The 12,583-nt window shown below is 49.2% G+C and carries 13 protein-coding genes and 1 tRNA gene; 3 read left to right on the plus strand and 11 right to left on the minus strand.

All coding sequences use genetic code 11. The features are described 5' to 3' along the window. Positions 1 to 44 precede the first annotated feature (44 nt). From B2X65_RS07540 to dnaQ, 3 genes are all read right to left on the minus strand, one after another. A tRNA-Asp gene (locus tag B2X65_RS07540) sits at positions 45 to 121 on the minus strand. Between the two features lie 108 nt (positions 122 to 229). Further along, on the minus strand, positions 230 to 1,705 hold the full coding sequence (locus B2X65_RS07545; RefSeq protein WP_290611686.1) for a TIGR03503 family protein: 1,476 nt from the start codon (positions 1,703 to 1,705) through the stop codon (positions 230 to 232). Beyond that, the gene (gene dnaQ, locus B2X65_RS07550) at positions 1,693 to 2,397 is read right to left on the minus strand and encodes a DNA polymerase III subunit epsilon (protein WP_290611687.1); all 705 of its coding nucleotides are present in this window, start codon (positions 2,395 to 2,397) and stop codon (positions 1,693 to 1,695) included. Before dnaQ ends, B2X65_RS07545 begins: the two co-directional genes overlap by 13 nt. A gap of 66 nt (positions 2,398 to 2,463) precedes the next feature. On the opposite strand from dnaQ, the gene rnhA reads away from it, so the two are divergent. Continuing rightward, entirely contained in the window at positions 2,464 to 2,937 is a 474-nt protein-coding gene (rnhA, locus tag B2X65_RS07555; protein WP_290611688.1) for a ribonuclease HI, read from the plus strand. 189 nt (positions 2,938 to 3,126) lie between these two features. Here rnhA and B2X65_RS07560 read toward each other — a convergent pair whose 3' ends face one another. From B2X65_RS07560 to B2X65_RS07595, 8 genes are all read right to left on the minus strand, one after another. Then, entirely contained in the window at positions 3,127 to 3,711 is a 585-nt protein-coding gene (locus B2X65_RS07560) for a glutathione peroxidase (RefSeq protein ID WP_290611689.1), read from the minus strand. An 88-nt stretch (positions 3,712 to 3,799) separates the two neighbouring features. Beyond that, positions 3,800 to 5,854: a TonB-dependent receptor gene (locus B2X65_RS07565; protein ID WP_290611690.1), complete on the minus strand. Its 2,055-nt coding sequence runs from the start codon at positions 5,852 to 5,854 to the stop codon at positions 3,800 to 3,802. A 71-nt stretch (positions 5,855 to 5,925) separates the two neighbouring features. Beyond that, positions 5,926 to 6,438 (minus strand): hypothetical protein, encoded by a 513-nt coding sequence (locus tag B2X65_RS07570; protein WP_290611691.1) that lies wholly within the window; start codon positions 6,436 to 6,438, stop codon positions 5,926 to 5,928. Beyond that, positions 6,438 to 7,508, minus strand: coding sequence for a tetratricopeptide repeat protein (locus B2X65_RS07575; RefSeq protein ID WP_290611693.1), 1,071 nt, complete (start codon positions 7,506 to 7,508; stop codon positions 6,438 to 6,440). The genes B2X65_RS07570 and B2X65_RS07575 overlap by 1 nt, the downstream gene beginning before the upstream one ends. 52 nt (positions 7,509 to 7,560) lie before the next feature. Further along, positions 7,561 to 8,049 carry an Ig-like domain-containing protein gene (locus B2X65_RS07580; protein ID WP_290611694.1) on the minus strand — a complete coding sequence of 163 codons (489 nt, stop codon included), beginning with the start codon at positions 8,047 to 8,049 and terminating at the stop codon, positions 7,561 to 7,563. Between the two features lie 10 nt (positions 8,050 to 8,059). Then, complete coding sequence (locus tag B2X65_RS07585; protein WP_290611695.1) at positions 8,060 to 9,643, minus strand: DUF4331 domain-containing protein; 1,584 nt, start codon at positions 9,641 to 9,643, stop codon at positions 8,060 to 8,062. A 139-nt stretch (positions 9,644 to 9,782) separates the two neighbouring features. Then, the gene (locus tag B2X65_RS07590) at positions 9,783 to 10,457 is read right to left on the minus strand and encodes an anti-sigma factor (RefSeq protein ID WP_290611696.1); all 675 of its coding nucleotides are present in this window, start codon (positions 10,455 to 10,457) and stop codon (positions 9,783 to 9,785) included. Next, entirely contained in the window at positions 10,454 to 10,996 is a 543-nt protein-coding gene (locus B2X65_RS07595; protein ID WP_290611697.1) for a sigma-70 family RNA polymerase sigma factor, read from the minus strand. Before B2X65_RS07595 ends, B2X65_RS07590 begins: the two co-directional genes overlap by 4 nt. 206 nt (positions 10,997 to 11,202) lie before the next feature. Between B2X65_RS07595 and B2X65_RS07600 the strand changes: the two genes are divergently transcribed. Both B2X65_RS07600 and B2X65_RS07605 read left to right on the plus strand, forming a co-directional pair. After that, entirely contained in the window at positions 11,203 to 12,252 is a 1,050-nt protein-coding gene (locus tag B2X65_RS07600; RefSeq protein ID WP_290611698.1) for a glutathione synthetase, read from the plus strand. Positions 12,253 to 12,339: 87 nt separating this feature from the next. Next, on the plus strand, positions 12,340 to 12,522 hold the full coding sequence (locus tag B2X65_RS07605; protein WP_290611699.1) for a PA3496 family putative envelope integrity protein: 183 nt from the start codon (positions 12,340 to 12,342) through the stop codon (positions 12,520 to 12,522). The last annotated feature ends 61 nt before the right edge of the window (positions 12,523 to 12,583 follow it).

The following is a 12,583-nucleotide window of genomic DNA, read 5'->3' on the forward strand; positions in this document are numbered from 1 at the left end:
TCAGATTCGAAAAAACCTCGCGCTAGGCGAGGTTATCGAATAATTGGCGGAGTGGACGGGACTCGAACCCGCGACCCCCGGCGTGACAGGCCGGTATTCTAACCGACTGAACTACCGCTCCGCGCTAATTACACCAGACAATTTCATTTGGGTATCGTCTGGTGCGGCGGGAATGATACGGATAAGGCCAAAGCCCGTCAACTCCTTTTTCGTTGCTTTTGGCTATTCCTTAATCATCCGGTAGGGAAAGATCCAGAATATCATCCAGATCGTTGTTTTTTTGCGCTTTTGTCGGCGAAGTTGCTTTTTTTGTGTTGTTGCCGGCGGTTTTTGCTGGTTTGGCAGCATGGGTAGCACTGGCGGACGGCTTGCGCCAGAATAACAAGGCGGCTGGCTTTTTACCGCTCATAATTAACCAGATAGCAAGGCTACCGGCGATGAGAATAAACAAGTTAATACCAATGACCAGCGCCCAGGGAAACTCTGGTATCGGCTCGGGTTGTTCTGCAGCACGCTCAGCGATAAGTTGCTCAGGCAACTGTTCAAGTTCGGGTGCAGCGAAGGTTTGCTGATTCACCACAAAGCTCAGTTCCGGCATGGTCAACATGAACTCCCGACCACTGTGCCAGTTACCAAACACAGCTGTTTCCAAAATATAGCTGCCAAAGCCCTTGTTTAGTACTTGCAGCGTTGCATCGGGATTATCCTGCGCGTTCAGTGCAAACGGATCAATGCTGCCATCAGGATAACGTATGCGTCCCTGGATCAATAAACTGTCTGCGACAACGCCCGGCTCGGTCAGTTTAAAAACAACCTGATGATGGTCAGTATCCGTTGCTGCCAACTCAATCTGGGGAGTGATTGGCGCCGGTTTCAAAATAAGCGGCTCCTGCTCCAGTTCGCGGGTGTAAAGTGCGGTGCGAACCATATATTTTGGCGTCCACTGGCCGGCCACAAAATCCAGTTTAAATTCGCCGGTAAATACGCCATCGCGGGCGCGCTCATCAAAGCCACGACCGTCATCACGAAACGTTGCCACCTGAATGATGCCGCGGCCAAAGTTGTCATAGTCAGCGTTGTTAGTACTGATAAAAATTACTTCCAGCATTAACACGTCACTAAATTCGCGGGCATTAATTGCCGCTCCGCCATTAAGTACTCGCGCGGTAACTTTCACGGTTTCTCCAACCATTAAATTATCGGGCAACGGATCAACATCCAGCTTAATATCGGTAAGCACCATAACCCGACTTTCTGGCAGGATCCGGCCAATAGCTTGCCAGGGGCCGGGCATCGGGTTGTCAATTTCAATTAAGTCATAGCTGGCGGCATCGTGCCAGCGTACTTTATTTTCTTCAGCAGTATTAAAATGCAGTTTGCTGCCATCCGGCCTGACCAACACCACAGAGGCACTGCCTGGGCGGCGAAACATCAGTAAAGTTATGGTGTCTACTTCGCTATCAATCCGAAAACGATTTTCAAAAAAAGGGATTTGATTTTTGGTAGGCAAATCGTCGAGCAGCGCAAAACCATCGGTTACCGCACCGTCTGCTACCGTGCTAGCTGTTTCTGCGTCTGTGTTTAGCTGTGCTTCAGTCTGCGGTTGTTCAGCAGACATAGCTGAGTCCTGACGTGCCTGGCTCGCTGCAGGCCACAGCAATACCAGTACCAGCAAACACCACCACTGTGCTCTTAATTGCGCCACAGGCAGCTTCCTCCTTTCTTCTGAACTAAATCAAGCCGCGCTTCATGCGCTTGCAGTTCATCGGCAGAAGCCTTAATAACCTTTAGCTTACTGCTACGAATAATAACCGGCTGGCCACTATTGCCCTGCTCTGTCTGATCTTGCTCTGCCGCCAGATTTAAACTGACCTGGCCGCCAGTCATCAGTAGGTAGACATCGGCCAGAATTTCCGCATCCAGCAAGGCTCCGTGCAACGTACGGTGGCTGTTGTTGATGTCGTAGCGCCGGCACAGTGCATCCAGGTTATTTTTCTGGCCCGGGTGCAGCTCCCGCGCTAATTTAAGGGTATCGAGCACGGCACAGTATTCGTTTACCGGGGGTAAAACCGGACGCAGCCGGGCAAATTCATGGTCAATAAACCCCACGTCGAACGCCGCATTGTGAATAACCAGTTCAGCGCCCTGAATATATTCAAAAAAACTTTTCGCAATATCCCGGAATTTGGGCTCATCTGCTAAGCGCTGGTTGGTAATGCCATGCACGGCAATCGCTTCGGCTTCAATTTCCCGCTCAGGGTTGATATAAACATGATAGTTGTTGCCGGTAAAACGGCGGTTTACCAGCTCCACACAGCCAATTTCAATAATGCGGTGACCTTCCCGCGGGTTGATACCCGTGGTTTCGGTATCCAGAATAATTTGTCGTTTTGCCATCAGAGATTTCGCTTTTTACTGCATTTAAGTTAGATTATACGCCGTTTTGCTTCGAGGAAAGGCTTTATGCAGAAAAGTGTTGCGATCTATACCGATGGCTCTTGTCTTGGCAACCCCGGACCCGGCGGATATGGCGCCATTCTGGTGTACAACGAGCATCGCAAAGAACTGAGCGGCGGTTTTCGCCTTACTACCAATAACCGAATGGAATTGCTGGCCGCGATTATTGCACTGGAGAGTTTAAAGTCTGCATGCCAGGTTGATCTGACCACCGACAGCCAGTATGTGCGGCTGGGTATTATGCAATGGCTGGCTGGGTGGAAACGCAATAATTGGAAAACCAGCCAGAAGCAACCGGTTAAGAATCAGGATTTATGGCAGCGGTTAGATGCTGCCGCGGCAAAACATAAGGTAGAGTGGCACTGGGTTAAAGGCCATGCCGGTCACCCTGAAAATGAGCGTTGTGATGTGCTTGCCCGTTCGGCCGCAGAAGCAAAACCCACGACAGTTGACCAGGCGTTTGAGCAAAGCCAAAAATAGTCATCAGTCGATGATACACGTCAGCCACGGTAATAGTGTGTCAACTGCGGTTAGTGCAAGGGCAACTGCTTTAGCTACAACACTCGCTTTGGCCCATCACAGCAACTCGCTCGCGCTTGCGCACTCACTCAGACACTCTGTGATGTCCAAATCGAGGTTCTAGCCGCAGCTGCCCCTCTGGTCAAGCCTTTATTCGCCAGATTTAGTTGTCTTTTCAGTACCGCTATTCGCAGCCAGCATTTTTTCCAGCTCAGCAATAAAGTCTTTATCATCCGGCGCGGTGCGGCTGCCAAAATGCTTTACCGTTTGCTCATCGGCGCTGACCAGATACTTATTAAAATTCCACGATGGCGTTTCACCGGTTTTGGTGATTAACGCTTTAAATACCGGGTTAGCTTCATCACCTTTTACTTTAGTGGTGGTAAACATCGGGAACTTAACGCCATAGGTCAGGTAACACACTTCAGCCGTTTTTTCGGCATCGTCGTATTCCTGTTTAAAGCTGTCAGAAGGAAAACCTAATACCACCAGGCCTTTGTCCTGATACTTCTGATAAAGCGCTTCCAAACCTTCAAACTGCTTGGTAAAACCACACTTACTGGCGGTATTAACTACTAATACGGTTTTACCTTGGTACTGCTCGCATAAATCAACAGTCTCCCGGGTGTTTAACTGTTGCATCGCATGGCTGAGTATTTCACCACATTGATTCGCCATTGCTGGCATAGCCGTTAACGACCCTAACACCGCCGCGGCACTTAACCATTTTTTCATCGTAATTCTCCAGTAATATGTTGGGTGTAAGCCTAGCTGTTACGTTAGCTTAGCCTAAACCGATCTCCAAAGCTGCAACCATCCCTGTTTAAAAGCGATAAGTCAGCTTTAAACGTAATGTTCTGGGTTCTAACGGGTGCGAATGGCGATCTTCTATGCCAGCAGCCGGCTCGCCCTGCAAACGCGAGCTGTAATAATAGTCAATGTCGTTGTCCGTGCTATCGAGTAAATTTAATAAATCTACCCCAAACTGCCACTGTTGCCAGGCATATTGATAACCGGCGTTTAGCACGGTGGTTGCGGCAGAACGTTGCTCATTAAAACTATCCAGGGTCCGTTTACCAAAATGGCGCAACCTTAAGCTGGCTTGCCAGGGACGATCAGCTTTGTAAATCAGCCCCATGCTGGCAACCAGTGGCAATGAACCATCAACATAATTTCCTTCCCCCACCTCGGTACCGGTAAAGCGGGAGCGGGTTAATGCCAGCTCGGCATCCAGACTCCAGTTACTACCAATCCAGTAATACGCCGCCAGCTCCACACCATAGCGTTTACTGCCGCGATTAGCTTCATTAGTCCCGGCATCACCTACGTACAGCAATTCTGAATCGAGCTGAAGATACCAGACTGCCAGGGATGCATTAAACGCGGTGTAATCAAAGAAACGTAGGCCAAGCTCAGCGCCGTCAGATTTTACCAGTAAGTCGACCGGCTCAACTGTTTCTAACGTTACCGGATCAGCTACTGTAGTGGCACCCCGTGCATCATTGGAATGAAAACCCTGGCCCGTATTCAGATAAGCCTGCCAGTTTGGTGAAAACTGATAACTGATGCCTGCTTTGAGGGTAACAATATCGTCTGAAGCGTCGCCAGAATTAGCCGTAGTTAACGCACTATCAACAGCGGCGTCCATATAGTCGTAACGCACCCCCAGGTGCGCGGTCCAGTCTGCAGTAAGCTGGATATCGGATTGGCTAAACACCCCAGCAGAGCCCTGCTGAACTTTATCACTGCGCACGGTATTTAACTGCTGCCGCGCCCGGGTATTGTACAACCCGACTTCAGCAATATCGTCATAACGTAGCTGCACCCCAACAACATGTTCTATTGCAAATTGTCCCACCCGGTGGTGCCAGTGATGGCTTAATTCACCGCCAACAATCTGGCGTTTATCTACTTGCTGAAACTGATCCCCATTTAGCGGATCAGTTAAAAAGTAGGTAAAGTTAGACCAGAGGTCCATCTCAGAATCAATCAGGTAGGCACTCGCCTGCCAGGCATCGCTGTACCAGTTTGCCGACACACTATAACGGTTACTCTGACCGCCGACGGTAGGGTCCAGTGAACCCAGCCGGTCAATCTTGCCACTGGCAACTGCCCGCGCGGGTATCTGATCGGCGGCGTTCCAGCTATTGTCATAGGCCATGGCCGTGACCGATAACTGGCCGCTGCCCAATGGCTGGCTGTAGCGCGCCAAACCGTTCACTTTCTTAACATCTTCTTTAATATCAGTCCAGGGACCATCGTAGTGCTGCAACTCGCCGGCCAACAGCAAATTACCGTTGCCCTGTTTGCTGCTGCCCTTAGCCAGTAAACGACGGTAATTATCCTGGCCAATACCCAGCACTATTTCGGTTGGGGTGCGGTTTTGAAGACTGAACCGGGCCGAGCCCGCCGCGGAGAAGTCACCATCTTCAGCCTGATATGCCCCTTTCTGATAGGCAATCTGACTAATAAGCTCGGGCATAATAAAGCTTAAGTCGGTATAGCCCTGACCATGGCCATGGCTTCGCATATTGATTGGCATACCATCAATAGCGGTGCTGAAATCAGTACCATGGTCCAGATTAAACCCCCTTAGAAAATACTGGTTCGCTTTGCCACTGCCGCTATGTTGGGTGACCACCATACCAGGAATAAACTCCAGCACTTCGCCGGTGCGCAGTAGTGGCCGATCACTTATTTCCGCGTTGCCTATTATCCCTTCAGATGCCGAGCTGGCCTGGCCGAGTAAGTCGGTTTGCCGGCCTTTAATGGTAATTTGCTCCATAACATGTGCTGACAGAGGATCTGCGGCCAGCCGCGCTGGTAAACTGGCTAATGTAATGGCACTGAACAGCAAACAATATCGAAAGTTTTTCATGGTGCATCCTGAGAAAGCGGTTTAATAAAAGGTTCAGTAAAAGCAGCCCGTAAAGAGCTCCAAAAAAAGGCTTAGTAAATTGGAAAAATCGCCGCATCTGCAGCCAGTACGGCATTGGCAGAGGCTCCGGGCACCTGCCAGGACAGCAGCAGCTTATGGCTGGGTTCGCTGGCAAACAATGCCCGGTAGGTCAGTTGCCATTCACTTTTACCGGGACAACTGACTGCCAGCGGTAATACTAAATAAAGATCGCGTTGTAGTTGCTGCAACTGCCAGTCTGCTGCGATGGCAGCTGAAAGTTGACAGGATTTACCGGCACTGGTAAACGTCACGTTGTCGGTTAAATAGCGTTCAAGGGTAGGCGCACTATCCATAACCTGCTGCCAGGAGACCTGATGGCTATTGTCAGCGTCAATCAGGCGGGCCTGAGCCAGATCATGCAGCGCAACTTTCCAGAGCAGCACGGGCTGATCATTATTTACTGTTACATCCATGTACGCTGTACTAAATTTATGGGCCAAAGCTGCTGGAGCCACTAAGGTAGCGGCGATAACACAACAGGCCAGTTTAACGTTTCGGTTCATTACTTGTTCCTTTGCTGATGGCGCAGCGCCAGCTTGCTTTGCTCAAGCAAAACAACATCATCTGGCTCTTTGGCGGTTAAATAGTTAAGTTCAGCCCATTGCAATGCGGCGGCTGCATCAGGTGTCACTTTTAAGTAGTAGTGAGCAATATCAGCGGCATGATCGGTATCACCACGCGCCAGCCTGACTGTTATTCTTTGTGCCAGTTCAGGTTTGATAACAGGCTGTTTATTAAGCCGTTGCTCAGCAGCAGCCAGTCTTACCAGAAGACTATCAGCCAGCCCCAGCTGCTGATGTTTCGTCAGCAGTTGCTGATATACCTGCTCATCGTCCCCCAGAGCCAGGCTTAAATCAGCCCACTTCAGCCACAAGCTGGTCGGTGCCTGTGTCAGCACCGGGCTAAGCCAGTCCCGGGCCTCGGCCAACTGCCCGGTTTGTTCGGCTTGCTCAGCCAGAATGCCGCGTAACCACAAGTCAATAGCTGTGGGCAAGCTCTGCTGGCGCTGATACAAAGCCTGCAGGGCGGTGTAGCTTTGTTGCCAATTACCTTTTCGCCCGGCTACTTCATAGCTGCACACTGAAAATAAAAATAAGTCTTGCTGCCACAATCTGGCACAAGCCTGTTGCGCTGCCTGATGTTGTGCGGTTGCCAGATAAATGCGTGCGGCCATCAGGCTGGCCGATAAATGTTGAGGTTGTTGCTGAAATACCCGCTCAAGCCGGGTTAAGGCGCTGTCAAACTGGTGCTGCTGCTGCTCAAGATCTGCCCGCAGTAACCAGTAATCTATACTAACTTGGTTATCGGTACTGACTTTGCTAAGCCAATATTCAGCTTCATGGAACCAGCTGTCATATCCCGGTTGGCGTGCCCCTTGTAAATACAAGGCAGTCAGTTTCAGCAGATCACTATCTTCTGGTTGCATGGTGATCCGTTGCTGCAGTGCCAACATCTGATCGGTTAATGGCAATGCAGAGCCAATGGCCAGTGTCTCGTTTGCGGCCGGCTTATAACTCTGGGCACTGGCGACAGAACACCATGCAACAAGAAGTAAAAATAGGAAATATTTCATCGGTATGCCCTGATAAAAAACGGGGCGATACTCCGCCCCGTTTTAGTTACGGCTAAAGGCCCTGTAACAGATCGGCATAATCTGCTTCAGCCATAGCGTCAGCAGTAAATACCCGACCATTCACTGATAATGGTGTATCGGTCGCATCCTGACTAAAAGCAGTACGGCTATAGTCTAAAAATGATACTACCGCGACCTGTACATCAATCATCACGGTTGCCTCAACCACATTTTCACCGTCAGTAATTGCCACACTGAAGCTATCATCACCGGTGAATTCACTGCCAGGGGTATAAACAAACTGGCCGTTACTTTGCACACTAACCATGCCACTTGCCGCTTGCGTTACCAGGGCAAACCCTAGCAGGTCATTTTCCGGATCCGAAGCCACTAATTTATCATTAATGGCTTCATCGGTTTCAGTTACAAAGCTGGTGCTGACCAGCACAGGAGCCTCATTGGGCTTATCGCTGCTGTTACAGGCTGAAAGTGCCGCCACTGTTACCAGCACCAAAGCGGTTTTTAAAGCTAAGTTGTTCATCACAACCTCCTTAGTTAGGTGAGCCAGCCAGCGGCGTTAGTAAATAAGGAAACTCGCTGTTCAGCATAGTCGCGTTTAGCGGTGCACCATCGGTAAATGACACATTTCCCACTGGCGCATCTTCCGGCATACAATAACCAAGGTTAGTAGGCGTACCATTTACCGGAATATCATGACACAGCGCACCCATTACTACGCGTAGCGCAATATCGACAACATCATCGCCCGGACGACGACCATTAGGGAAGCCGGCTAAATCATTCCCTGCCACACCAAAAGCAGACTGCATCGCGGCAGGTTTTGCCGGGATTGTGGTATTAAGGCGTAACATTTCTGACGGGGTCACGGTAGCTAACTGATTGACGCCCTCGACTCCGGTTAAAAATGCATTAACTAAATCCAGACGCGGAAAGTTAGACGGTGCCAAATCTTCGATATTGGTATTAAGCGTGCTGTTAACCGCATCTTTAAACAAAATATTTAACAAAGCTGGTAAGCTCGGGTGCGTCACATAATCGGCAAACTGACCATCATCCGCCGGTTTACTGCTATTAAATTTATCTTTGTCAGCCAAACCAATAACCAACTCATTGACCAGCGGGTTACTTAAGCGGGATACCTGCACTAACGCACCACCATTAACTTCCGGTTTAGCGAAGGTGGCATTAGGGTTTAAAATACGTGCCTGCGGCAAACTGGCGGTAGTCCAGGCGCCAACGACACCGTTGCCACTGCCGGTGATACAAGCTGTAGGTACTTCAATGGCCAGCGAGGTCACATTTTTATCCAGCAGGTCGTCGTTGTTGTCACTTTGGGTAATACCACCCGGAAAGCCACCACCATCGCCCGCACCCGGTGCGCTATCACCTTCAACCGGTACATAATTTACCAAATCGAATGTTTCACCCAGGTTTACCACAAACGGGTCTTTGCGCTGACCGACAAATATCCGACTCATCGCATCACAACCCGGCATGGCAACGTCATATACATATTGATCAGCATAGGCCTGGTAGGCGGCACTGCTGGTAAAGGTTTTATTACCAACATTGTCATAGGGCTTGGTAAACTGCATGGCACCATCAGCAGACATCAGGTTGCTGACATCTGCCCCATTAACCAGTTCAACACTGTAGTTCTCAATAAAATTAAGGGCGGCACTGCTGTCACTGGTTATGGCGCCAACATTTTTCAATGGCACGCCCACCATCCGCTGGTTACCTTCAGGGCCGATGGCAAGTTGCACGCCATTTCCCTCGTTTACCAGACTTTGGCTGAAACGAAAATTAAAGCTTAAGTTCGGCATGGCATCACCATCGTTGTCGATATGGATGCTATAAACCGCAGCGGGGTCTAGTGCGAAGTAATTCGGGCCACCGTACGCATCCTGCAAAGGAATATAATTGGCAATCAGCGTAACATAGCCTTCCCTTCCTGTTTCGTAGCTATTAAACACGTAGAAGTCTGTTGCATCCACAGTGGGTGAACGGGTGATGCTGGGCGCCTCACGGTGGCTTGATGCCTGAACATCGCTAACAATGATCGCCGTGCTTAATGCTGATGTAATCGCTAAAAATAAAATTGAACGTTGCATAACCTGGATCCTTTTTGATTTAAGTTGCCACCAAGTAACGACTGACTTCTACAACTGGATGCAGCTAAATAAAAAATATTAAAATAAAAAATAAAAAAACCGCCGAAGCGGTTTTTTAAGAGGAATAAGCGTGCCTGTACTATATTGCAATAATCTCTGCGGTAAACAGCACGGGCCCGGTAGGCTGGCCGGTTGGAGAGCCACCTAACGGTTCAAAACTTACCGCCAGTGCAGCAATATCAATGCCCTGTGCAGCAGCTGGCCATTGCACTACGCTTTCGCCTTGCTGCGGTAATAAGCCAAGTGATATTGGCGGCTGCCCATCGGCCGGTAACATCCACAGTTGATAGTCGTTGTCAGTTGCCGCAGAAACAGCAGCGGTCGCTTTTAGCACCAATTGCTGCTCCTGCCGTGACACCAACCACAATGCTTTGGCTTCAGAGGTCTGGATAATCGCCACTTCACTCTTAACCGGGGCCATCAGCATCGGCTGCAACAATACCACCGCTAATAATAAGCTGGCGGCTGTGGCCAGGCTTAGCCAGAATGGCCGCACACTTCTGCTAACAACTTGCTCAGGTGCAAGCCACCCAAGCCGGCGCTGAATTTTTTGCCAAACCTCGGCCCGCGGCGAGGTTGCAGGCAATGATGCGGCTAACGGGTTTAAGTGTTGCTCCCAATGCCACACGGTTGTTCTAACCAGAGTCTGGGTTGAAATAAGTTTTTGAAAACGCATGCGGGCTTTGCCGCGCATGCCACCCAGTACGTAGTTAACGGCTAAGGCATCCAGTCGCTGTTGATCTAAATAGTTCATCCTTCTAAACACCTCTTCAACTGGGTTAAACCTCGACGGATCCAGCTTTTAACGGTTCCTAATGGTGAGCCGGTATGCTCGGTAATTTCATGATGACTCAGACCATTTAAATACGCTAACTGAATAGATTGACGTTGCTCCGGTACCAGCGCCTCCATGCAATCGTCCAACTTAACCTTTTCCCTGGTTAAGCCCAGCACCTCCCCCGTTTTCACCTCATCAGGCAATTCGTCCGTTACATCAAGATGTTCAGCCTTAATCCGTCTTGATTTAAGCAGGTCCAGCGCCCGGTAACGGGTAATACTGATCATCCAGGTCATCACAGTGCCTTTTTCGGCATGATAATCTGCCGCGTTGTGCCAGATCCGGACAAACGCATCCTGCAGCACGTCTTCTGCCCAGTCGTGGCGACGAAGCAGGTGCAGGGAAACAGAAAACAGCTTACCTGAACTGGCCTGATACAATTTTTCAAATGCCGCACGATTGCCATTTGCAGTAGCGTATAACCACTCCAGCAGTTGTTGTTGCGTTGTTTCCATATCTGATCCTTTGGTGTTTTTTTATAAGCTACGATACCGCTCGTCAATCAGATGCAGCCAGACATCCTTTTTTACCATCCAACATTATTTTTTCAAAACAACAATAAAAGCACTGGCGTACGCTATCATCCGCTTTCATTTTTGCTCAAGCCCATTATGCTTAGCACACTATCAATAAAATACCCTATTAAATAATTGAGTAGCCGATGCGTATTTGTTTTCTAATGTATCCGTGGGAAAAAGTGATGCCGGATGGTGACAGCACCATCCGGATGATCCACGAAGCGGTAAGTCGCGGCCACAGTGTGGCGATTACTCATGCTAATAATCTGACGGTACGTGACAGTATTGCGCAGGCGTTTTGCAAGGTGGTGGTAAAAGGCCAGAAAATTTCCAGCAATATTGCCAGCTTTTATCAGAAGGTAGAATTTAATCAGCAGAAATTACCACTGGCCGCCTTCGATGCTATTTTTATCCGGCTTAATCCGCCACTGGACCCCATCGTGCTGAACTTTCTGGACTCAGTACGTGAAGACACTTTTATAATGAATGATTTGGATGGCATTCGCATCGCTAACAACAAAATGTATACCGCATCCCTGCACGACCCGGCCAACGAGTTTACCCCCATTACCCATGTCTCTAAGAATAAAGATTACCTGGCCCGGGTTTTAGCAGAATCAGCCAATGACAAAATGATTTTAAAACCGCTCAATGGTTATGGCGGCAAAGGCGTCATTGTCATGGAAAAGTCGGCCGTGCAAAGTGCCCGGTCATTATTAGACTTTTATATTGGCGACGGTGATAGAGGCAACTACGTTATATTGCAGGAATATGTCGAGGGTGCAGAGCAAGGTGATATCCGGATATTGATGCTAAATGGCAAGCCGATTGGCGCCATGCGGCGCATTCCGCCACCAGATGACGTGCGCTCCAACGTCCACGCCGGCGGCACAGTGCTGAAACACCAGTTAACGGAACAAGAAAAAAAACTCTGTGCCCATATTGGCCCGCGCTTAGCCCGCGACGGTTTATTTTTTGCCGGTATCGATGTTATTAACGGCAAGCTGATTGAAGTCAATGTGATGAGCCCTGGCGGTATTGCCCGGATTAACCGGCTTAACAAAGTACGGCTTCAAGAAAAGGTTATTGATTTTATTGAAAATATAGTCGAAAACAAACAAGGTGTTTCACCGCGCAAACAGGTATTTCAGCCTTTACTGGCGGCCGCTGAATTGCAGATTGATCTGGAGTAAAAATTTTTTATCGTCAGTTGCAAAATAATTCACTGTTTTATCGGCCGGAATAACGGTAAATAGGCAAAAAAAACGGAGGTGTTGTCTATGTTGTTAGCGGTTGAACCACAAGTAGAAGAAGACGATATTGCCACTGACATTGAGTTACGCAAAGAAGTCAGCAAAGACAGTAAAGCAAAGCAAAAATATGAAGCACGCCGGCGTATCGATGATTTAATGGAGCAAAAACGGCTGCGCCAACTGCTGGATGACTGGGAGATGGATGACTAGTTAGCCATTCGTGAAGATCAAAAAAGGTGCATAGGCATAATGCCGGTCAGTTAAGCTGACC

This window comes from Arsukibacterium sp. UBA3155 (genome assembly GCA_002364615.1).
Classification (GTDB): Bacteria; Pseudomonadota; Gammaproteobacteria; order Enterobacterales; family Alteromonadaceae; genus Alishewanella.

Coding starts and splice junctions, on each gene's coding strand:
- dnaQ (WP_290611687.1), bottom strand. CDS start 2,397: ATGGCAAAACGACAAATTATTCTGGATACCGAAACCACGGGTATCAAC.
- B2X65_RS07590 (WP_290611696.1), bottom strand. CDS start 10,457: ATGAACTATTTAGATCAACAGCGACTGGATGCCTTAGCCGTTAACTAC.
- B2X65_RS07575 (WP_290611693.1), bottom strand. CDS start 7,508: ATGAAATATTTCCTATTTTTACTTCTTGTTGCATGGTGTTCTGTCGCC.
- B2X65_RS07605 (WP_290611699.1), top strand. CDS start 12,340: ATGTTGTTAGCGGTTGAACCACAAGTAGAAGAAGACGATATTGCCACT.
- B2X65_RS07595 (WP_290611697.1), bottom strand. CDS start 10,996: ATGGAAACAACGCAACAACAACTGCTGGAGTGGTTATACGCTACTGCA.
- B2X65_RS07560 (WP_290611689.1), bottom strand. CDS start 3,711: ATGAAAAAATGGTTAAGTGCCGCGGCGGTGTTAGGGTCGTTAACGGCT.
- B2X65_RS07585 (WP_290611695.1), bottom strand. CDS start 9,643: ATGCAACGTTCAATTTTATTTTTAGCGATTACATCAGCATTAAGCACG.
- B2X65_RS07570 (WP_290611691.1), bottom strand. CDS start 6,438: ATGAACCGAAACGTTAAACTGGCCTGTTGTGTTATCGCCGCTACCTTA.
- B2X65_RS07580 (WP_290611694.1), bottom strand. CDS start 8,049: ATGAACAACTTAGCTTTAAAAACCGCTTTGGTGCTGGTAACAGTGGCG.
- rnhA (WP_290611688.1), top strand. CDS start 2,464: ATGCAGAAAAGTGTTGCGATCTATACCGATGGCTCTTGTCTTGGCAAC.
- B2X65_RS07600 (WP_290611698.1), top strand. CDS start 11,203: ATGCGTATTTGTTTTCTAATGTATCCGTGGGAAAAAGTGATGCCGGAT.
- B2X65_RS07565 (WP_290611690.1), bottom strand. CDS start 5,854: ATGAAAAACTTTCGATATTGTTTGCTGTTCAGTGCCATTACATTAGCC.